General features: G+C 71.6%; 19 protein-coding genes. 13 read left to right on the forward strand and 6 right to left on the reverse strand.

Going from position 1 to position 20,455, the window contains the following annotated elements:
* Positions 1–24: 24 nt before the first annotated feature.
* From uvrA to ABDZ89_RS09105, 4 genes are all read left to right on the forward strand, one after another.
* Positions 25–2,976: an excinuclease ABC subunit UvrA gene (uvrA, locus tag ABDZ89_RS09090; protein ID WP_343778426.1), complete on the forward strand. Its 2,952-nt coding sequence runs from the start codon at positions 25–27 to the stop codon at positions 2,974–2,976.
* A gap of 43 nt (positions 2,977–3,019) precedes the next feature.
* Positions 3,020–4,279, forward strand: a complete 1,260-nt coding sequence (locus tag ABDZ89_RS09095; RefSeq protein WP_343778428.1) for a magnesium transporter — start codon at positions 3,020–3,022, stop codon at positions 4,277–4,279.
* A 97-nt stretch (positions 4,280–4,376) separates the two neighbouring features.
* Positions 4,377–4,754: a RidA family protein gene (locus ABDZ89_RS09100; protein WP_343778429.1), complete on the forward strand. Its 378-nt coding sequence runs from the start codon at positions 4,377–4,379 to the stop codon at positions 4,752–4,754.
* A gap of 72 nt (positions 4,755–4,826) precedes the next feature.
* On the forward strand, positions 4,827–5,684 hold the full coding sequence (locus ABDZ89_RS09105) for a hypothetical protein (RefSeq protein WP_343778431.1): 858 nt from the start codon (positions 4,827–4,829) through the stop codon (positions 5,682–5,684).
* A 28-nt stretch (positions 5,685–5,712) separates the two neighbouring features.
* On the opposite strand, the gene ABDZ89_RS09110 is transcribed toward ABDZ89_RS09105, so the two are convergent.
* Positions 5,713–7,701, reverse strand: coding sequence for a MutS-related protein (locus tag ABDZ89_RS09110; protein WP_343778432.1), 1,989 nt, complete (start codon positions 7,699–7,701; stop codon positions 5,713–5,715).
* A gap of 123 nt (positions 7,702–7,824) precedes the next feature.
* On the opposite strand from ABDZ89_RS09110, the gene larE reads away from it, so the two are divergent.
* From larE to ABDZ89_RS09145, 7 genes are all read left to right on the forward strand, one after another.
* Positions 7,825–8,754, forward strand: a complete 930-nt coding sequence (gene larE, locus ABDZ89_RS09115) for an ATP-dependent sacrificial sulfur transferase LarE (RefSeq protein WP_343778433.1) — start codon at positions 7,825–7,827, stop codon at positions 8,752–8,754.
* A gap of 96 nt (positions 8,755–8,850) precedes the next feature.
* The gene (locus ABDZ89_RS09120; RefSeq protein WP_149799034.1) at positions 8,851–9,054 is read left to right on the forward strand and encodes a hypothetical protein; all 204 of its coding nucleotides are present in this window, start codon (positions 8,851–8,853) and stop codon (positions 9,052–9,054) included.
* A gap of 97 nt (positions 9,055–9,151) precedes the next feature.
* Complete coding sequence (serB, locus tag ABDZ89_RS09125) at positions 9,152–9,799, forward strand: phosphoserine phosphatase SerB (RefSeq protein WP_343778435.1); 648 nt, start codon at positions 9,152–9,154, stop codon at positions 9,797–9,799.
* 105 nt (positions 9,800–9,904) lie between these two features.
* Positions 9,905–10,735 (forward strand): lycopene cyclase domain-containing protein, encoded by an 831-nt coding sequence (locus tag ABDZ89_RS09130; protein WP_343778437.1) that lies wholly within the window; start codon positions 9,905–9,907, stop codon positions 10,733–10,735.
* The gene (locus ABDZ89_RS09135) at positions 10,728–11,843 is read left to right on the forward strand and encodes a Brp/Blh family beta-carotene 15,15'-dioxygenase (RefSeq protein ID WP_343778439.1); all 1,116 of its coding nucleotides are present in this window, start codon (positions 10,728–10,730) and stop codon (positions 11,841–11,843) included. Before ABDZ89_RS09130 ends, ABDZ89_RS09135 begins: the two co-directional genes overlap by 8 nt.
* A gap of 79 nt (positions 11,844–11,922) precedes the next feature.
* On the forward strand, positions 11,923–12,513 hold the full coding sequence (locus ABDZ89_RS09140) for a GNAT family N-acetyltransferase (RefSeq protein ID WP_343778440.1): 591 nt from the start codon (positions 11,923–11,925) through the stop codon (positions 12,511–12,513).
* A gap of 28 nt (positions 12,514–12,541) precedes the next feature.
* Positions 12,542–12,841, forward strand: a complete 300-nt coding sequence (locus ABDZ89_RS09145; RefSeq protein ID WP_343778441.1) for a DUF7861 family protein — start codon at positions 12,542–12,544, stop codon at positions 12,839–12,841.
* 42 nt (positions 12,842–12,883) lie between these two features.
* Here ABDZ89_RS09145 and ABDZ89_RS09150 read toward each other — a convergent pair whose 3' ends face one another.
* From ABDZ89_RS09150 to hisB, 3 genes are all read right to left on the reverse strand, one after another.
* Entirely contained in the window at positions 12,884–14,671 is a 1,788-nt protein-coding gene (locus tag ABDZ89_RS09150) for an L-aspartate oxidase (protein WP_343778443.1), read from the reverse strand.
* Positions 14,672–14,770: 99 nt separating this feature from the next.
* Entirely contained in the window at positions 14,771–15,658 is an 888-nt protein-coding gene (locus tag ABDZ89_RS09155) for a YkgJ family cysteine cluster protein (protein WP_343778444.1), read from the reverse strand.
* Positions 15,659–15,708: 50 nt separating this feature from the next.
* A complete protein-coding gene (hisB, locus tag ABDZ89_RS09160; RefSeq protein WP_343778446.1) occupies positions 15,709–16,305 on the reverse strand; it encodes an imidazoleglycerol-phosphate dehydratase HisB in 597 nt (198 codons plus the stop codon).
* 75 nt (positions 16,306–16,380) lie between these two features.
* Here hisB and ABDZ89_RS09165 point away from each other — a divergent pair, with 75 nt between their 5' ends.
* Positions 16,381–17,817 carry an APC family permease gene (locus tag ABDZ89_RS09165; protein ID WP_343778447.1) on the forward strand — a complete coding sequence of 479 codons (1,437 nt, stop codon included), beginning with the start codon at positions 16,381–16,383 and terminating at the stop codon, positions 17,815–17,817.
* A 1-nt stretch (position 17,818) separates the two neighbouring features.
* On the forward strand, positions 17,819–18,667 hold the full coding sequence (locus ABDZ89_RS09170) for a universal stress protein (protein ID WP_343778449.1): 849 nt from the start codon (positions 17,819–17,821) through the stop codon (positions 18,665–18,667).
* 52 nt (positions 18,668–18,719) lie between these two features.
* Here ABDZ89_RS09170 and hisA read toward each other — a convergent pair whose 3' ends face one another.
* Both hisA and ABDZ89_RS09180 read right to left on the reverse strand, forming a co-directional pair.
* Entirely contained in the window at positions 18,720–19,460 is a 741-nt protein-coding gene (gene hisA, locus ABDZ89_RS09175) for a 1-(5-phosphoribosyl)-5-[(5-phosphoribosylamino)methylideneamino]imidazole-4-carboxamide isomerase (RefSeq protein ID WP_343778452.1), read from the reverse strand.
* An 85-nt stretch (positions 19,461–19,545) separates the two neighbouring features.
* Complete coding sequence (locus ABDZ89_RS09180) at positions 19,546–20,364, reverse strand: DUF6517 family protein (RefSeq protein WP_343778455.1); 819 nt, start codon at positions 20,362–20,364, stop codon at positions 19,546–19,548.
* Between the last annotated feature and the right edge of the window lie 91 nt (positions 20,365–20,455).

A 20,455-nucleotide genomic window follows, 5' to 3' on the forward strand; every position in this document is an offset into this window, starting at 1 on the left:
ACGCGTTACGGTGAGCCTCGATCCATGAGCAAGGACTACATCGAGGTCCGCGGCGCCGAGGAACACAACCTCACGGACCTCGACGTCCGGATCCCGCGCGAGGAGTTCACCGTCGTCACCGGGCTCTCCGGGTCGGGGAAGTCGTCGCTCGCGTTCGACACGGTCTACGCCGAGGGACAGCGCCGCTACATCGAGTCGCTGTCCGCGTACGCCCGCAACTTCCTCGGGCAGATGGACAAACCGCAGGTGGAGTCCGTCGAGGGGCTTTCGCCGGCGATCTCGATCGACCAGAAGAACGCCGCGAACAACCCCCGGTCGACGGTCGGCACCGTCACCGAGCTCCACGACTACCTCCGGCTGTTGTACGCCCGGATCGGGACCCAGTACGACCCCGTCACCGGCGAGGAGGTCGGCGAGCAGTCAGCACAGGACATGGTGAACCAGATCCTCGACCTGCCGGAGGGCACCCGCGCGAAGGTCGCGGCCCCCATCGTCCGCGACCAGAAGGGCGCCTTCGAGGAGCTGTTCGAGGGGCTCGTGAGCGACGGGTACAGCCGCGTCGAGGTGGACGGCGACTCCGTCGACCTGACCCTCGACGACCCGGACCTCGACGAGAACTACGACCACACGATCGACGTGATCGTCGACCGCGTCCGGGTGTCGCCCGAGGCGCGCTCCCGGATCACGGACTCCGTCGAGACCGCCTTAGAGGAGGCCGACGGCGTCCTCAAGCTGATCGTCCCAGACCCGCCCGAGGACGTGCCGTTCGCCTCGAACGCGCGCTCGACCGGCTCGCTCGCGGCCGACGCCGACGGCGACGACCGGCTCGTCGTCGAGTTCTCCGAGGAGCTGGGCAACCCCAACTCCGACGTTCAGTTCTCGGCGCTCGAGACGCGGTCGTTCTCCTTCAACAGCCCGTACGGCGCCTGTCCCGAGTGCGAGGGGATCGGGTCGACGAAGGAGGTCGACGAGGGGCTCGTCGTCGAGGACCCCTCGAAGCCGCTCAAGCACGTCTTCGAGCCGTGGAGCTACGACCGCACCTACTACTCCCGCCAGCTCGACAACGTCGCCGACCACTTCGGCGTCGACCTCGACACGCCCTTCGAGGTGCTCGACGAGGATATCCGGCGGCAGTTCCTCTACGGCACCGACGACCTCGTCCACTTCGAGTGGACCACGAAGAACGGCACCCGGGAGAAGACCGAGCGCTTCGAGGGCGTCATCCCGAACCTGGAGCGACGCCACGTGGAGACCGACTCCGAGCGCGCCCGCGACCACATCGAGGAGTACATGGCCGTGACGACCTGCCCCGAGTGCGAGGGGACGCGGCTCAAAGAGCAGTCGCGACACGTCCTCGTCGCCGGCACGTCGATCACGGAGGTCAACGAGCTGTCGATCGGCGACGCGCGCCGCCACTTCGAGGGGATGGAGTCGGAGCTCAACGAGCGCGAGACGACCATCGCCGAGGAGATCTTAAAGGAGATCCGCGCGCGGCTCGGCTTCATGGAGGAGGTCGGGCTGGAGTACCTCACGCTCGACCGCGAGGCGTCGACGCTCTCCGGCGGCGAGAGCCAGCGCATCCGGCTCGCCACGCAGGTCGGCTCCGGGCTCGTCGGCGTGTTGTACGTCTTAGACGAGCCGTCGATCGGGCTCCACCAGCGCGACAACGACCGGCTGCTCAACACCTTGGAGGGGCTCCGCGACCTGGGGAACACCCTCCTCGTCGTCGAACACGACGAGGAGACGATGCGGCGCGCCGACGAGATCATCGACATGGGGCCGGGGCCGGGCAAGCGCGGCGGCGAGATCGTCGCGCAGGGCACCTTCGACGAGGTGGTCGACGCCGAGGAGTCGGTGACGGCCGACTACCTCGCCGGCCGTGAGTCGATCCCGGTGCCCGACGAGCGCCGCGACCCGGAGGGCGAGCTCGTGGTGCGAGGCGCTCGACAGCACAACCTCGACGACCTCGACGTGCCGATCCCGCTGGGAACGCTGACGACGGTGACGGGCGTCTCCGGCTCCGGGAAGTCGACGCTCGTCAACGACATCCTGTATAAGGGGCTCGCGCGGGAGATGAACGACAACACCTCGGTCGACCCCGGCGAGCACGACGCGATAGAGGGCCTAGAGGGAATCGAGACGGTCCGGCTCATCGACCAGTCGCCGATCGGTCGGACGCCGCGCTCGAACCCCGCCACGTACACGGACGTGTTCGACCACGTCCGCGAGCTGTTCGCGGAGACGAAGCTGTCGAAGCGCCGCGGCTACGAGAAGGGCCGCTTCTCGTTCAACGTGAAGGGCGGTCGCTGCGAGGAGTGCGGCGGGCAGGGGACCGTCAAGATCGAGATGAACTTCCTCTCGGACGTGTACGTCCCCTGCGAGGAGTGCGGCGGCGCGCGCTACAACGACGAGACGCTCGACGTGGAGTACAAGGGGAAGACGATCGCCGACGTGCTCGACATGAGCGTCGCGGAGGCCCACGAGTTCTTCGAGAGCCACCGCGGGCTCAACCGCCGACTGAAGCTGCTGCGAGACGTCGGGCTCGGCTACATGGAGCTCGGCCAGCCGTCGACGACCCTCTCGGGCGGCGAGGCGCAGCGCGTGAAGCTCGCCGAGGAGCTCGGGAAGCGCGCGACCGGCGACACCCTGTACCTGCTCGACGAGCCGACGACGGGGCTCCACAAGGCCGACGAGCGCAAGCTGATCGACGTGCTTCACCGGCTCGTCGACGGCGGCAACACCGTCGTCGTCATCGAACACGAGCTCGACCTCGTGAAGAACGCCGACCACGTGATCGACCTCGGCCCCGAGGGCGGCGACGGCGGCGGCGAGCTGGTCGCCAGCGGCACCCCCGAGGAGATAGCTCGTGTGGACGACTCGCACACCGGGCGCTACCTCCGCGACATGCTCCCCGACGTCGACCTCGAAGGTCCCCGCGACGATCGGCGGAAACCGGCCGTGGCCGACGACGACTGAGACGGGAGAAGATAAATCATCCGACGCCCCGTCCGTGGCGCGTATGGCCACTCAGGGGAGAGAGGCTGGAGAGACCATCTCCATGTCGTCCGAGCCGGCGGTACCGTTCGCGGAGCTGCCGCGAGACGAGCGGCGAGACGTGTTCTTCTCGCTCCCGGAGACCGCCAGAGAGGCGCTCGTCGCGGACATGAGCCGGTCGGCGCTGGAGGCGTTCACCGACAGGCTCGACCCGGACGAGGTGACCGACGTGCTCGGGTACGCCGACGAGGGGACCCGCGAGGCGGTGCTCGCGACCCTCAACGCCGAGCGGCGCGAGAAGATCGACTTCCTGCTGTCGTTCGATCCCGAGAGCGCGGCCGGGCTGATGAACCTCGACTACGTCACCGTCGACCGGAGCCGGCGGTTCGACGAGGTGGCCGAGCGCGTCCGCCGCTTCGAGGACCGGACGGGGCGGGTCCCGACGATTCTCGTCACCGACGGCGAGGCGCTCCTGGGCGAGCTGCCCGGCGCCGCGCTCTCGGTGGCGGGCCCGGAGACCGACCAGATAGCGGACCACCTCAAGGAGGCCCCGTCGATCCGCTACGACCGGGACGACGAGGAGGTGTTGGCGGTGTTCCGCCAGAACAGCGAGCGGACCGTCGCGGTGCTCGACGACGACGGCGACGTCCTCGGCGTGATCTACGCGAGCGACCTCCTCTCGGTCCTCGAGGGGAGCGTCGGGGAGACGCTGTACGAGTTCACGGGCGTCACCGAGGCGGAGAGCGTGCTCGACGGGCCGGTCGAGAAGGTCCGGCGGCGGTACAAGTGGCTGATATTGAACCTCGCCACCGCGTTCCTCGCCGCGGCCGTGGTCGGCCTGTTCGAGTCGACGATCGCCGCGGTCGCGATCCTCGCCGCGTACATGCCGGTCGTCGCCGGGATGGGCGGGAACGCGGGCACCCAGTCGATGGCGGTCACCGTTCGCGGCATCTCGCTCGGACAGGTGTCGCTGTCGACCGGGAGGCGCGTCGTCGCGAACGAGGCGATCGCCGGCGCCGCCAACGGGCTCATCACCGGGGCCTTGGTCGCGGTCATCGCGACCGCCTTCTCGTACGGCGAGTTCGGGGTCCTGCTCGGTGCCGTGATCGGCGTGTCGATGGTGGCGAACCTCGTCATCGCCGGCTTCTTCGGGGCGCTCACGCCCCTGCTACTCGACAAACTCGGCTACGACCCGGCGACGTCGGCGACCATCTTCATCACGACGGCGACCGACGTGCTCGGCTTCTTCGTCTTCCTCGGGCTCGCCGGGGCGGTGTTGGTCTAAGCGGTCTCGGCGGGCTTCGGCGGACGGGGACGGCCTCGACCGTCCGGCCCCGTTCGCGACCCGCAGCTTGATGCCGCGGCGCGCCGTCGCCCCGGTCATGCGAGAGATCACGACCGACGACGTGCCGGAGGCGCTCGGGCCGTACTCACAGGGGATAATCTCGGGCGACACGGTCCGCGTCTCGGGGAAGACGGGCGTGGACCCCGACACCGGCGAGGCGCCGGAGTCGGCCGCCGAACAGACGACGCAGACGCTCGAGAACGTCGCCGCGATCCTGGAGGCGGCCGGCACGACGCCGGACGCGATCGTGTCGGCGACCGTCTACCTCACCGACATGGACGACTACGACGCGGTCAACGAGGCGTACCGGTCGTTCCTCTCCGAGCCGTATCCGGCGAGGACCTGCGTGGAGGTGTCCCGACTGCCGGCGCCGCTCGACGTGGAGATCACGGTCACCGCGGAAATAGACGGCTGAGCGGCGTTTTTGGGCCGTTTCGGGGCGAAATTGGGAAAAGAATTTTTGTTTGCTATCCCCTGCCACACGCCCATGGAACGACGGTCGTTCCTCTCCGTAGGCGGCGCAACGGTCCTCGCGCTCGCGGCCGGACGCTTCTCCACCGCCGGCGACCCGGGCGGCCCCGCGGCGGTCGTCGAGGAGTACTACCGGCGGGCGAGCGCGAGCGAGGACGCCGAGGCGTTCGCGGACGAGGTCGCGGGTCTCGCGCACGGCGCGTCCCCGCTCTCGCGGCTCGCCGAGGACGTGCCGATGGCGTTCGACAGCACTGTCAGACAGGAGCTGTCGGGCGCTGCGGTCGTCGTCGAGGACGTCTCGGCCGAGCGGATCCGATCGATATCCGGGTTCCTCTCGGCCTCGCTGACCGACGACGAGGTCGAGTCGATCGCGGCCGAGAACGCGATCGTCTCGGCGACCGTCGTCGGCGGCGACGGCGGCGAGTTCGAAATCCGGTGGCTCGTCGCGACCGACGACGGCGAGTGGCGGGTCGTGTGGCCCGGCGAGCCCGAGGGGCCGGTGACGGTCGTCAGGGAGTACTACCGGCGGGCGGACGAGGCCGAGAGCGCGGCGGCGTTCGCCGACGACGTCCGGGAGCTCTCGCATCCCGCCTCGCCGCTGCGCGAGGTGGCGGAAGACGTACCGGGGCTCTTCGACGGGGCGCGGCGCCAAGCGGTCGTCGAGGCGGCGGTCGCCGCGCGGGACGTGGACGCCGAGCGCGTCCGCGGCGTCTCGGACTTCTTCAGGGGGGCGGTAGACGACGAGGCGGTCGAGGCGATCGCCGCGGAGAACGCGGTCGTCTCGGTGACGGTCGCCGACGACGACGGCGACGAGTTCGACGTGGAGTGGCTCGTCGCGACCGACGCCGGCGAGTGGCGGCTCGTCTGGCTCTGAGCCGCGGCGACCGCGGGCGGACCGCGGCTCAGAACTTCTCCAACAGGTCGCCGTAGAACTCGCCGCCGCGGTCGTCGGCGAGCTTCTCGACGATGAGCTCCGGCGTCGACCGCGCGAGGTGGCCCTTCTTCGGCGAACGGTTCACCCGGAGTTCGCCGTCGACGAGCCCGTCGGCCTCGATCCCGTCGACGGCGATGTCGAAGGCCGCGGCGTCGCGGATCTCGCGGGCGAGGTGCGAGACGAAGACCGCGGTCGCGTGCTGGTCGTCGAGCGCCTCGAGGATGCCGGCGATGATCTTCGCGGAGGCGCCGGGCTCCGTGATCGACTCCAGCTCGTCGACTAAGACGAGCCGGCCGTCCGCGCCGTCGACGAGGTCGCCGAAGTCCCGGAGCGTCGCCTCGAACGCCCCCGCGTCGAGGGTGCCCTGCGACTTGGCGTAGTAGTGGATCTCCTCGAAGCGCTCGACCGTGGCCGACTCGGCGGGAACGGGAAGCCCCATCTGCGCGAGGACGACGACGAGGGCGACCAGATCGAGGGTGGAGGTCTTCCCGCCGGAGTTGACGCCGGAGAGCAGCGTCGCGCCCGAGACGGCGTAGTCCACGGGCTCGACGGCCGCGAAGTCGACGTCGAGGAGCGGGGACCGCCCGCCCTCGATCCGGAAGCCGGCGTCACCGTCGGTGTCGGGGTCGGTCACCGTCGGCAGCACGCAGTCGAAGTCGTCGGCGAACCGTGCGATCGCGAGCTCCACGTCGAGTTCTAAGGCGTCGCGGACCAGCTCTTCGACCGGTTCGCGGAGGTCGCCGAGGTCGCTCGCGAGGTCGGCCTTCAGCTGCGCCGCGCGGCGGTCGCGGGCCGCTGACAGCTCCGTGTCGAGCCGCGAGACCGCCGTCTCGTCGTGATCGACCGGGAAGGAGGGGTCACCGCCGAAGACGCGCTCGGCCAGCTCCGCCTCCTCGGGTTCGAGCCGGAGCGCGTCGGCGAGGTGGTCGCGGGCGGCGTCGATCGCGTCGTCGTACTCGTCGGCGAGCTCGCGGTCGAGGAGCGAGTCGACGCGGGCCCCCTGCTCGACTAAAGAGAGGAAGTCGGTGCCCTCGATGGTCACGTCGCGCTCGCGGATCGCATCGCGCAGGCGGTCGTCGGCGACCGAGGCCGCCGTGGACACCGCGGCGTCGAGGTCGTCGACCGCGGCCGTCAGCCGGTCTAACTCGTCGTCGCCGGCGATCGTGCCGTCGTCGTCGAGCCGCGAGAGCGCGTCGCGGAGGCGGTCGACGTCGACCGGGGGCGAGCGGTCCGCCGCCTCGTGCACCGCCGCGGCCGCCTCCAGGCGCTCGCGGTTCTCGGCGAAGAAGGCGAGGAGCCGCTCCGGCACCGTCTCCGCCGGGTTCTCCAACGCGTTCGGCCGGACGACCACGTCGCCCTCGACGTCGAGCCCGGCGAACGACTCGTCTAAGACGATCACGGAGGCGTACGACCGGGCCAGCTCGGAGACGTCGCGGGCGTCCTCGACCGTCTCGGCCGAGAGCTCGGGGACCGCCGCCTCGGCGCGCGCGAGCGTCTCCGCGTCGGCGGTCGCGAGACAGCGGTCGCGGACGCGGACGGTCGGGGGGTCGACCAGCGGGGCGCAGTCGGCGAGCGCCTCGCGGACGGCGGGGTCGGCGTCGCGCTCCATCGCGTCGGCCGCGAACGACTGCGCCTCCGCGATCCGCGAGGCGGACGCGCTCGGGTAGAACGTCTCCAGCCGCTTCGCGGCGTAGTCGGTGACGGTGCGCTCGCGCAGCAGGTCGATCGCCTCCCGGTACAGCTCGCGGGCGCGGTCGGTCGCCAGCACGCGCCCGTCGTCGTCGTGGCGGCGGCGGATCGCGCCGCGGGCGATCCGGGCCGCGCGGGCCTCGTTAACGCCCGGTGCGCGGGCGATCGCGGCCACGTCGCCGGACTCGACGGTCGCGACCGGGTCGTCGAGCTCGCGCAGCGCCGCGGCGGTCTTGGCGCCGACGCCGGGTATCGCCTCCAGCTCCATCTACCCGCGGCTACCGCGGCGACGGGCTAAAGCGTGCGGGGTCGGATCGGGGTGCGATCGGATCGGGGCGGGCCCTCGACCCGGGTGCGACGAGCTTTTTCGCGCCCGCCGACAACTCCGGCCATGAGTCAGCAGGCGCGGGCCGTCGGCGACGGCTCGCTCGCACCCGAGACGGCGGCGAAGGCGGCGGCCGCCCGCGACGCGCTCGGCGAGCGCGACGGCGTCCTCGTCGCGTTCTCCGGCGGGGTCGACTCCGCGGTGGTCGCGGCCCTCGCTCGCGACGCACTGGGCGACGACGCCGTGGCGTGTACCGCCCGCAGCGAGACGCTCCCGGCCGCGGAGCTCGACGACGCGAAGCGCGTCGCCGGGGAGATCGGCGTCCGCCACGAGACGGTGACGTTCTCCGAGCTGGACGACCCGAACTTCGTCGCCAACGACGGCGACCGGTGTTACCACTGCCGGACGATGCGGCTCGGGCGGATGTACGAGACCGCCAAGGACCTCGGCATCGACACCGTCTGCGACGGGACGAACGCCGACGACCCCGGCGAGGGACACCGGCCCGGCCTCCGCGCCGTCGAGGAGCTCGACGTGTTCTCGCCGCTGCTCGACGCCGATATCGGGAAAGACGAGGTCCGCGCTATCGCCGAGGCCTACGACCTCTCGGTGGCCGACAAGCCGTCGATGGCGTGTCTCTCCTCCCGGATTCCGACCGGACTGGAAGTCACCGAGGAGCGGTTGAGCCGCGTCGAGAAGGCCGAGCGCCTGCTCCGCGAGTGGGGGTTCGAAGGGTTCCGCGTCCGCGACCACGACGGGCTCGCGCGCGTCGAGATCGCGCCCGACGAGCTCGAACGCGCGCTTGACTCCGCCTTCGCCGACGCGGTCCACGAACACCTCACCGACCTCGGCTTCGAGTACGTCACCCTCGACATGGCCGGCTACCGGACGGGAAGCGTGAGCCCGGGCGGGGAGGAGGCGGACGGCGAAGGGGCGGACGGCGAAGAGCAGTCGAGAACCGACCGCGTAGACATCGACAGACAGTACCCGCGGTGAGAACGAAAGCGCGCCGAGTTCGCGCCCTGTGACGGCGTTATCACCCGAGAGAACCCGGCGGGAACGCTTATAACCCGTGTTATTGAATCGACACCTATGCGTGACGCGCAGACGCTGGCGGTGATCGCCGGCGGCGTCGGCGGTGCCGTCGGGGCGTTCGTCGGCGTCGCGGTCGGCGGATCCGCGCTCTCGGTGACCCTGACGACGCTCGGCGTCGCGACCGTCGTGGGCGTCGGGGTCATCGCGAGCGCGGTCATCGCCGGCGACGTGGAGTTCCTCGCCGACGCGGACGGCGAGTGACCGGAGTCGGGCCGGAAGCGTTCGCGAACGCCGAAGATGGCCGCAGGAACCGCCGCCGACCGCGCGCTTCAAGGCCCCGCCGCGACGAACGAGAGCCATGAGTCTCATCGCGTTCGACTTCGACGGGACGCTCTCCGACTCGGAGATGACGGTGCTGCTCGCCGAGCGCGCGGGCGTCGCCGACGAGGTCGCCGAGATCACCGAGCGGGCGATGAACGACGAACTCAGCTACGCCGAGAGCCTCTACCGCCGAGCGGCGCTGCTGGAGGGGCTCTCGGCGGCGGACACCGCCGACGCCTTCGACGCGGTCCGGATCCGCCCCGGCGCCGCGCGCCTCACCGAGCGCCTGCGCGAGGAGGGCCACCACGTCGCCGTGCTCACCGGGGGCTTCGAGCGGGGCGTGGAGGCCGCGCTCGCCCGCGAGGGGGTCGAGGTCGACACGATCGTCGCGAACCGGCTGCCGACCGCGGACGGCGCACTCACCGGCGAGGCCGAGGGGCCGCTGATCGAGGGGACGAAAGACGACGCCCTGGCGGAGCTGGCGGCCGAAGTCGGTGTCCCGATGGACGAGACGGTGGCCGTCGGCGACGGCGCGAACGACCTGCCGATGCTGGAGGTCGCGGGGCTCGCGGTCGGGTTCGTGCCGAAAGACGCCGTGCGTCCGGTCTGTGACGCCGTCGTCGCCTCCATGTACCGGCTCGGGAAGGTGTTAGCGGCCCACGGCGTCTTGCCCGACGCGGAGTGACCGGACCGGGGCGTTCTCCCACCGATACCTGACCATGTTTGGCTCAAGGGTTAATCAACGACGACGCCAACGTTGGACCATGAGCGTCCTCGCCGGGGTGATCGGATGCTACCGACGCTGACGTATCTCCAGTTCCACCTCGTCTTCAGCCTCCCCGTGTTAGCGCTGCTCTGGTACCTCGCACCGCGGTACGACGCCGTTCGTCGGCGGCGCGCGGCGGTCGGGATCGCGATCCTCGTCGCCATCGCCTACGTGTACACGACCCCGTGGATCAGCTACATGATCCGGCGGGGCGCGTGGTCGTACGCCGACGGCGCGGTCCTCGTCCGGGCGCTGTCGATCCCCCTCGGCGAGTACCTCTTCTTCACCATTCAGACCGTGGTCACCGCGTTCGCGCTCCACCTGATCGGGTTCGACCCGACGTTCCGCGAGGGCGACTTCGACCGCGGCCCCCGGGTCGCCGGCGTCGTCGCGGGCGCCGCGATGGTCGTCGCGGGGCTCTGGCTCGTCACCCTCGATCCCTCGTACCTCTACCTCGGCGGCCTGATCGCGTGGGTCGGCCCCGTCTTCGCGCTCCAGTGGTCGGTCGGCGGCGGCTACCTCCTCCGCACGCCGCGGATGTGGCTCGCCGCGACGCTGATCCCGGCCGCGTACTTCTGGATCGCCGACCGGATCGCGATCGAGATGGGTACGTGGATGCTCTCGACGGAGTACACGACCGGAATCGCCGTGTTGGGCCTCCCGATAGAGGAGATGCTCTTCTTCGCCTCGGCCGGCGTGATGACCGTCAACGGGCTCGTCCTCTTCGAGTGGGTGCTCGACTGGAACGACCGTCGGCGCGGCGTCGCCGAGCCGGCCTCGTCGGGAGGCGCCGAGCGCGACGTCCCCGGCCCGGAACCGCCCGCGGACCCCGATCCCGACGTCGTCGATGACTGAGGCGACGGCGACGGAGACGGCCGAGTCGCGCTCCGCTGCGTCAGGGCGGGGCGGAACGGCCCCGGAGTCCGCGGCGGCCCGAGTGGATCGCTGGTTCGCGCGGAACCCGGCGCTGGCGCTGGCCGCGCTGTTGCCGGTCGGCGCCGTGACCCCCCTGTTTCCGGTCGAACTCGGCGTGGCGACGTTCGCGCTCGGCACGCTCGTCGTGGGAATGGCACACGGCGCGGTCGACCACCTCGTCCCGCTGCGCGCGGCGCCGAACGTGTCGCTGCGCCGGTCGATCGCGGTCGTCTCGGTCGTCTACGCGGTCCTCGGCGGGGCGGTCGTCGCCGCGTTCTTCGTCTCGCCCGTGGCCGCGTTCGTCGGGTTCATCGCGCTCACGTGGCTCCACTGGGGGCAGGGCGACGTGGCGACGCTCGCGATCGCTGGCGTCGATCACCTGCCCACGTCGGCCGAGCGGTGGCTGGCGCTCGTCGTCCGCGGCGGCCTCCCGATGGGCGTCCCCCTGCTCGCCCACCCCGAGGAGTACCGGCTGGTGGCCGAGTGGATCGTCGGGCTGTTCGTCGTCGACGCGACCGCCGCCGCGGCCGCGGTCGACCCGCTGTTCACGCCCGAGATCCGCGCCGCGGTCGGCGTCGGGATGGCGGCCGCGACGCTGGGGTCGGTCGGGCTCGGCTACCGGCGGGTCCGCGCCGGGGAGGAGAGACGCGGCGGCTGGCGCCGCGACGTGGGCGAACTGGCGGTCCTGTGGGCGTGGTTCCTGCTGGCCGCGCCGGTGTTCGCGATCGGGGTGTACTTCGCGCTGTGGCACGCGCTCCGCCACGTCGGGCGGCTGGTCCTCGTCGACCCGCGGGCCGCGTCCGCGGCGTCGGCCGGCGACGCCGTGGGGGCGCTCGCTCGCTTCGGCCGCGACGCGGCGCCGCTCACGCTCGGCGGGTTCCTCGTGGTCGGCGCGGTCGGCGCGACGGTGCCCGCGGGCGTCGCGGCGCCGGGCGACCTGCTCGCCGTCTCGCTCGTCGCCATCGCCGCGATGACGCTCCCGCACGTCGTCGTCGTCGCGTGGCTCGATCGGCGAGAGGGCGTCTGGCGGCCGGGCGCGACCCGGTAAGCGCCGGCCGGGAGACACTCGCCGAGAACCGACGCCGACACCGCACGGCTCTTCTTTCGACGCGCCCTCGGTCCGGTCGATGGACGAGATCGCGATCCGCGACCCGCGGCCCGACGAGGCCGGGACGCTGGAGGAACTCATCACCTCGCACTTCAGCGAGGGGAGCACCTACAGCGTCGACCTCGGGCTCGACGACCCGACGTATCACGTGCTGGTCGCGGTCGAGAGCGGCGGGGCCGCCGAAACGGGCGAAGGCGACGCGGACGAGGCGATCCTCGGCGTGATGGCGCTCCGCGAGCTCTCGGACGCGGCCGCCGTCGCCGAGGAGATGTACTTCTTCGACGACCCCGACCTGCTGCCGCCCGCCGACCGCTACGGCCACCTCGAAATGGGGTACGTCCGCCCCGAGGCGACCGGGCGGGGTATCGGGAGCCGACTGCTCGCCCGGCTCCACGCGGTCGGCGCGGAGCGCGGCGTCGACCTGTTCGTCGCGGACTCGTGGTTCCACGGCGGCGACGACTCCCCGGAGAAGCTGTTCGACGGGCACGGCTACGAGACGGTCCACCGCGACCCGATCGAACGGTCCGCGGCCGAGTGTCCGAAGTGCGTTGGCGAGTGCGTCTGCGAGGGAGCGCTGGCGGTCCGACGCGTCGGGGGTGACGGGTCGTGACCGACGACCGCGGCGACGGGAGGCGATCGTGAACCACGACCGCGTCCACGCGAGGGAGCCCTCGCATCACGTCGACCGCTGGTCGGTCGGCGTGATCGAGTCGATCGGCGAACGCGACGGCCACTGCGTCGTGACGGTCCGACCGGTCGGGGAGTCGGCTGAAGGGGCTGAGTCGGGAGGCTCCGGGGGCGAGGTCGACGGTGATGAGAGCCCCGTCGAGCTACTGATCACGTTCGCCGTCAGGGACCTGTTCGTGAGTCGGCTCGCGATCGCGGACGACGAGTCGCCGGTCGGCGAGCGCGTCTGGTACCGGAAGCGGGGCGGGTAAGGAAAAACGGAGACGGGCGGGCGACCGGGAGCGAGCCCGCCGTCACTCCAACTGGTGGTAGTCGAGTTCGTGGCCCTCGTCGAGGGCGGCCTGGACCGCCTCGCTCGGCTCGTCGACCGATTCGGTCCAGAGCCGCATGCCGCCCACGTCGGCGGCCTCGAAGTAGACGTTGCGCCGCCAGTCGGCGTCGACGTCGGGGAAGTCGGTGCGGTAGTGGGCGCCGCGGGACTCCTCGCGTTCGAGCGCGCCGCGGAGCACCGCCTCGGCGGCGACGGTCATGAACCCGAGGTCGACCGCGAACTCGAACGACTCGCTCGTGACCGGGCCGACGCGTAAGTCGGCGACGCGGTCGCGCACGTCGGCGAGGCGGTCGAGCCCCTCCCGGAGCGACGCCTCGTCGCGGAGGATGCCGGCGTGGTCCCACATCAGCTCGCGCAGGTCGGCGAGCACCGCGTCCACGTCGTGCTCGCCGTCGCGGTTCGCCATCGCGCGCAGGTCGCGGAGGTGCGGCTCGACGAACGACTCGCGGAGGTCGTCCGGGACCGTTCCGGGGCCGTCCGCGCGGTCGGCGATCCGCTCGCCGGCGACGACGCCGTACGCGACGGTCTCGGCCAGCGAGTTCCCGCCGAGCCGGTTCGCGCCGTGGACGCCCGCCATCGTCTCGCCGATGGCGAAGAGCCCGTCCACGTCGGTCTCGCCGTGGTCGTCGACGGCGACGCCGCCCATCCCGTAGTGGGAGGTCGGCGCCACCTCGACGGCCTCCTCGGCCATGTCGACGCCGAGGTCGTGGAACCGCTCGTACATCCGCGGGAGGCGCTCTTCGATGAACGCCGCGTCTCGGTGTGAGATGTCGAGGTAGACGCCGCCGTTCTCGGTGCCGCGCCCCTCGGCGACCTCTTGCGCGATGGCCCGAGCGACCACGTCGCGGGCGTCCAGTTCCATCTGATCCGGCGAGTAGCGCTCCATGAAGCGCTCGCCGTCAACGTTGAACAGGCGACCGCCCTCTCCGCGGACGGCCTCGGTCACGAGGCGACCGCTCCAAGGGGCCCACTCGGAGTCGCTCTCGTCGACGGCCATCCCGGTGGGGTGGAACTGCATGAACTCCATGTCCATCAGCGACGCCCCGGCGTCGTACGCCAGGGCCGCGCCGTCGCCGTTGTTCTCGTCGTCGCGAGAGGTGTGGCGGTTGTATATCGCCGCGTGGCCGCCGGCGGCGAGGACGACGGTGCCGGCGTTGAACAGGACGAACTCGCCCGCGTCCATGTCGTAGCCGACGGCGCCGTAGACCGCGTCGCCGTCCGAGACGAGCTTCGTGATCATCACGTTCTCGCGGTACGGGACGGACAGTTCCTGTGCCCGGTCGACGAGCGCGTTCAGCATCGACTCGCCGGTGTGGTCGCCGGCGAAGGCCGTCCGCCGGAACGACTGGGCGCCGAAGAAGCGTTGGTCGATTTCGCCCTCGTCCGTGCGCGAGTACTCCATTCCCCACTCGTCGAGCTCGCGGAGGCGCTCGGGCATCTGTTCGGTCACGGTCTCGACCTTCGCCGGGTCGTTGACGAAGTGGCCCTCGTTGAGGGTGTCGGCCGCGTGGATCGCCGGCGAGTCTTCGGGGTCGTGCGTCCCGAGCGCGCCGTTGATCCCGCCGCGGGCCCAGGTCGTGTGCGCGTCGCCGTGGCCGCGCTTCCCGAGCACTAAGACGTCGTCGACGCCCCGTTGGGCGAGCTCGATCGCGGCGCGTGCGCCCGCCGCACCGGCGCCGACGACGAGGACGGAGACGTCCTCGCGGTCGTACTCGACCGGTTCGTCGTCGATCGGTTGCCGTTCACTCATACCGTACGGTAGGGTCCGCACACGGGTAAGTCCCACGCGCGTGTGCGCGCACGCGAGCGGAATCCCGGATCCCTCCGATCCACTGACTGCGCGGCCGCGTCAGTCCCAACCCGGCGTGCCGGGCGCGCCGGCGCCGTCCTCCACGTCGCGGACCAGTTCGGCCAGGGGCTCGGCGGTCGCGTCGACCGGGTCGCCGGAGACGGTCGCGCGCTCGGTCCACTCGCGGATCGCTGCCCCGACCCACGAGTCGGCGGCGCGGGCCCGGGCTCTGGCCTCGGTCATCCGGTCGCGGTCGACCGACAGCGACCCGGGGCGAGAGCCGACGGCGGCGCCGGCGAAGCGGGCGCGGTCGTCGGCGGTCGCCTCGCCGTCGCGGAGCCGGGCGACGACCCCGTCGAGGGCGTCGGGGTCGGGGTAGGCGAACACGGTCGCGCCGAGCGCCTGCGGGCCGAACGCCGGCGCCGGGAGGTCGTCGGGCGGTTCGTCGTCGAGGAGGCGGTCGCCGCCGCCGGCGGCCTCGACGCGCTCGCACTCCGTCTCGGCGCCGAGTTCGAGGTTGTGTCCGGGGTAGCTCGCGCAGGTGTCGGGATATCGGTCCGAGTCGTGTATCCGGCACTGGAGCGTCGTCGGGTCGAGGAAGGCGCACGTGTCGAGCCAGCGCGGGTCGTCCGTCCCGATCGGCGCGACCGGTTTCGGGGGTTTCCGGAGCCCGACGACGAAGACGGGGCGCCCGGTCGCGGCGGCGAGGTCGACGCCGTCGACCCGGACGCTGTCGTCGCGCTCGGACGGTTCGAACAGCCGCGGGACGAGGGCGTCGCCGAGGCCGTCCTCGACGAAGCCGGCCACTTCGTCGCGGGTGAGCGGAACGAGGTCGTAGGCGTCGTCGAGCGGGGGGCGGGGGCCGGTGCGGTCGGAGCCCGCGGCGGCGGGATCGAGCGGGCGCCAGTCGACGCAACAGCCGGCACACCCCTCACAGCGGAGGTCCATGCGACCGTGCGAACGGCTCCCACGGTCATAAGCGATCCGCGGCCGGAGCCTCAGAGTTCGCCCTTCGTGCTGGGCGTGTCGCTGCGGCGCTCGTCGAGGCGGGTGGCGTCGTCGAGCGCGCGCGCCAGCGCCTTGAACAGCGCCTCGACCTCGTGGTGCGCGTTATCGCCGCGTTCGACCGCCGCGTGGAGCGTGAGGCCGGCGTTGTGCGCGAGAGAGAGCGCGAAGTGGTCGGCCATGACGCTCGTGAACTCCCCGACCGACTCCTGTGAGAACTCGCCGGAGAACTCGTAGTAGGGGCGGCCGGCCACGTCGACGACGACGCTCGCGACCGCCTCGTCGAGGGGGACGCGCCGGTCGGCGTACCGCCGGATGCCGCGCTTGTCGCCGAGCGCCTCGTCGAACGCCTCGCCGAGACAGATCGCCACGTCCTCGACCGTGTGGTGGTCGTCGATGTCGAGGTCGCCGTCACAGCGCACGGTCAGGTCGAAGAGGCCGTGCTTCGCGAACGACTCGAGCATGTGGTCGTAGAAGCCGATCCCCGTCGAGACCTCGCCGTCGCCGTCGCCGTCGACCGCGAGAGTGAGTTCGATCGTCGTCTCGCTCGTCTCGCGGGTGACGGCCGCGGTCCGGTCGTGCTCGCTCATACGGTCCGGTCGTCGGGGACTGTTAAGGGAATTGCGGGCGGTGCCTATTTCACCTGCCCGGCGTGACACATTCGCATGGCACCCGACGGCGGACCACCGGGGGACTCCTCGGCGGGAGCGACCGATCCCGCGGTATCGCCTTCCGACGCACCCGACCCGACGGTCGAACACGACACCGACCAAGGCGAAGGGGAGCTCGAACGGACGATCGGACTCGCCGGGGGCCTCGCGATCGGTATCGGGACGATGATCGGCGCAGGGATCTTCGTGTTCCCGGGCCTCGCCGCGGAGAACGCCGGCCCGGCGGCCTCGCTGTCGTTCGCCATCGGCGCGGTGATCGCGCTGTTGGTCGCGCTGCCGACCTCCGAGCTCGCCACCGCGATGCCGCGCAGCGGCGGCGGCTACTTCTTCATCTCGCGCGGGCTCGGCGCCGGTCCCGGAGCGATCGTCGGACTCGGGCTCTGGCTCGGGCTCGTGTTCGCGTCCGCGTTCTACCTCGTCGGACTCGGCAGCTACGCCGGACAGGTGTTCCTCGAGGCCGGGCTCGCTCTCCCGGTCGACCCGGCGGTCCCGCTCGGCGTCGCGTTCGGAATCGGCCTCACCGTGCTCAGCCTCTTCGGGACCGAGAACACGGCGTCGCTTCAGAACGGCATCGTCATGGTGCTCCTCGTCATCCTCACGCTCTTTTTGAGCTACGGGAGCCTCGACGCGCTCGGCGTGTTCGGGGCCGAGAGCGTCCCGGAGCGCTTCTTCCCGCCGGGCGGGGCGCTCCCCGTTCTCCAGACCGCCGCGCTCGTGTTCACCTCGTACCTCGGCTTCGCACAGGTCGCGACGGTCGCGGGCGACATCAAGGAGCCGTCGCGGAACCTCCCGCTGGCGATGGTCGGCTCCGTCCTCCTGGTCGGGGTCTTCTACGTCGTCACCATCTTCGTCGCGACGAGCGCGTTCGGGAGCGCCCGCCTCGGGGAGTTCGGCGAGACGGCGATGGTCGAGGTCGCCCGGGAGTTCATCGGGTTACCCGGCGCGCTCGCCATCGTCATCGCGGGGCTGTTGGCGACCTTCTCCAGCGCGAACGCGTCGATTCTCAGCGCGTCGCGGGCGGTGTACGCGGTGAGTCGCGACGACCTCATCCCCGAGGCGGCGAGCCGGATCAACCTCAAGTACGGCACGCCGCACGTCGCCCTGGGGCTCGCGGGCGGTCCGATCGTCGTCCTCTCCGCGACGGGGCAGGTGGAGCTGCTCGCGGAGGTCGCCTCCTTCCTCCACCTCGTGATGTACGGCCTGATCTGCGTCGCGTTGATCCGGCTCCGCCGCGAGCAGCCCGACTGGTACACCCCGACGTTCCGCTGTCCGGCCGGGTTCGCCGTCGCCGGGGTCGGCGGCCTCGCGAGCTTCGCGCTCATCGCGTTCATGCAGCCGGCATCGATCGCGATCGGAGTCGTGGTGATGATCGTGAGCTACGCGTGGTACCGCTACTACGCGACCGACGTCGCCCTCAAGGGGAAATTCTGAGATGACACCGACACGCACACCGACGACGGACGAACAGCCGACGACTGACGGCGGACGGCCCACGGACGAGGACGGGACCTCGGCGCGGGGCGACTCGGAGCGGTCCCCCGAACGCCCGACGGTCCTCGTTCCGCTGGAAGTGCTGGAGGGCGACTCGCTCCCGGCGGGCGTCCCGGAGCTCCTCGCGAACGCGCACGTCGTGCTGCTCGGCTACCACGTGCTTCCCGATCAGACGGCGACCGAACAGGCCCGCGAGCAGTTCGGCGAGAAGGCGATGTCGAAGATCAGCGGCTTCGCCGAGACGCTCACAGAGGCGGGCGCGACCGTCGAGACGCGGCTCGTCTTCACCCACGACAAACAGACCACGATCGACCGCCTCATCTACGAGTACGACTCGCTCGCGGTGCTGGTGCCGAACAGCGTCGAGAGCCTCGATTCCGTCCTCGTCGCCGTGCGCGGGACCGTCGGCATCGGCCGGAACACGCGGCTCGTCGCCGGGCTGTTCGCCGGCACCGACATCGATGTCACGCTGTACCACATCCTCGGCGAAGACGAGCTCGAGGACGACGCAGAGACGCTGTTGAACGGGGCGCGGAGCGAACTCGTCGAGCGCGGGATGGATCCGGACGCGATCGACGTGCGGGTCGAGACCCCGTCCGAACAGACGGCGATCGACGCGATCGCGGAGCTCGGCGAGACCCACGACGCGGTCGTCATGGGGGAGACGGACCCCTCGGTCACCACGTTCGTCTTCGGAATGCCGTCGGAACAGGTCGCGGAGCGGTTCCTCGGCCCGGTGCTCGTCGTCCAGCGGGAGCGTCCGGACGGCGACGAGGAGTCGGAGGAGTGACCGTCGCGTCGGCTCGCGCGGCGCGGCCGGTCGGGTTCCCGGTGGTCGCGGCTCAGGCCTCGTCGGCCGCGACCTGCGCCTCTCGGAGCGTGAACTCGCCCTCGTAGAGCGCGGTCCCCGCCACGACCGCGGCCGCGCCCGCCTCCTTCAGCGCGACCACGTCGTCGACGGTCGCCACGCCGCCGGAGGCGATCACGGGGACGTCGACCGCGTCGACCACGCTCGCGACCGCCTCGCGGTCGACGCCCGCCAGCTGCCCCTCCACGTCGACGTTCGTGAACAGGATCGCGCCGGCGCCCAGTTCCTCGTAGCGGGCGGCCGCCTCGGCGGGGTCGAGGCCGGTCCCCTCCGTCCAGCCGCTCACGACGACTTCGCCGTCTTTCGCGTCGAGGCTGACGACGACGCTACCGGGGTGCGTCTCGTCGATCTCGGCGACGATCTCCGGCGTCTCGACCGCCGCGGTCCCCAGTATCACGCGGTCGAGGCCCAGATCGAGGAGGTCTCGCGCGCCGTCGGCGGTTCGGATGCCCCCGCCGAGTTGGAGGCCGACCCCGTCCGGGACGCTCCGGACGACCGCCTCGATCGCGTCGGCGTTGACGCGCTCGCCCTCGAAGGCGCCGTCGAGGTCGACGAGGTGGAGCGTCGCGGCGCCGGCCTCGATCCAGCGCTCGGCGGCCGCGACCGGATCGCCGTAGCGTTTGCCCGTGCCGCGCTCGCCGCCGACCAGCTGGACGACCTCGCCGTCCTGGACGTCGACGGCGGGGATCACCTCGAACTCGGGGAAGCCGCTCATACCCGCACACAGTCGCGGCCGCCGATTAAACGGGTCGGTTCGGAGGGGGCGGCCCGACCCGGGCGGCGGACGAGTCCGTTCGCGCTCACGCCACCGAGATGAGCAGCTGCGAGACGTCCTCGTCGAAGGTCGCGGGGTCGGTCGCGAGCGCCGCCGCGGTCTCGCCGTCGGCGAGTTCCGTCACGGCGGTCTCGGCGTCGACCGCGTCGGGCAGCGCTTCGTCGAAGACCTCGATGAGCGGCTCGGTCGGGTACGCGCCGCCCGCGACGAGGGCGTCGGTGCCGTCGTGCCAGACGCCGAGCCGAGCCCCCGTGTCGACGCGCCCGTCCACGTTCGCGGTCGAGCCGTCGGGGAGCGGAACCGCACCGTCGAGCGCGTACTCGCCGGTCAGTCGCCAGACGGTCGCGGTGTTGCCGGACCGGACCGTGGAGATTCCCTCGTCGGCGATCCGGGCGTCCTCGACCCCGCGGTCGCGGAGTTGCGCGCGGAACACCTCGGTCGCCGCCGCCTCCACGCGGTCCATCACTCGGTCCCGACCGACCTCGCCCGGGAGCCGGTCGACCGCGGGCCGGAGGTCGATGCGCGTCGCGGAGAAGGTGACCGGCGACGCCGACGCGCCGACCGTCTCGTCGAGCGCGTCGGCGACGGGCGCGTACTCGTAGGTCCGCGTCCGTTCGAGCGCCCGGGCGCTGACGGGGCCGTACGACTCCTCGAAGGCCGTCCCCTGTGAGTCGTCGGTGAGCCGCCAGTCGTCGATGCGGTCGCTGGTCACCGTAGGCGACGGCACCGGACCGTCGCGACCGCCGAGACAGCCTGCGAGCCCACCGAGAGCGACCGTCGCGCCGCCGGCGAGCAGCCGCCGTCGGGTGGTCCGCGACGCGCCCGACGCGGAGTCGTTTCCCATGCGTGTGGGTGGCGGTCGCGGAGTAAGTGGGTGTCGCCGGGGGCAGCGCTCGGACGCCGGGGGAACGAGGCGGGGCGGTCTGTCGGTGGCG

The sequence above is a fragment of the Halorubrum ejinorense genome (assembly GCF_039522565.1).
Taxonomy (GTDB): domain Archaea; phylum Halobacteriota; class Halobacteria; order Halobacteriales; family Haloferacaceae; genus Halorubrum; species Halorubrum ejinorense.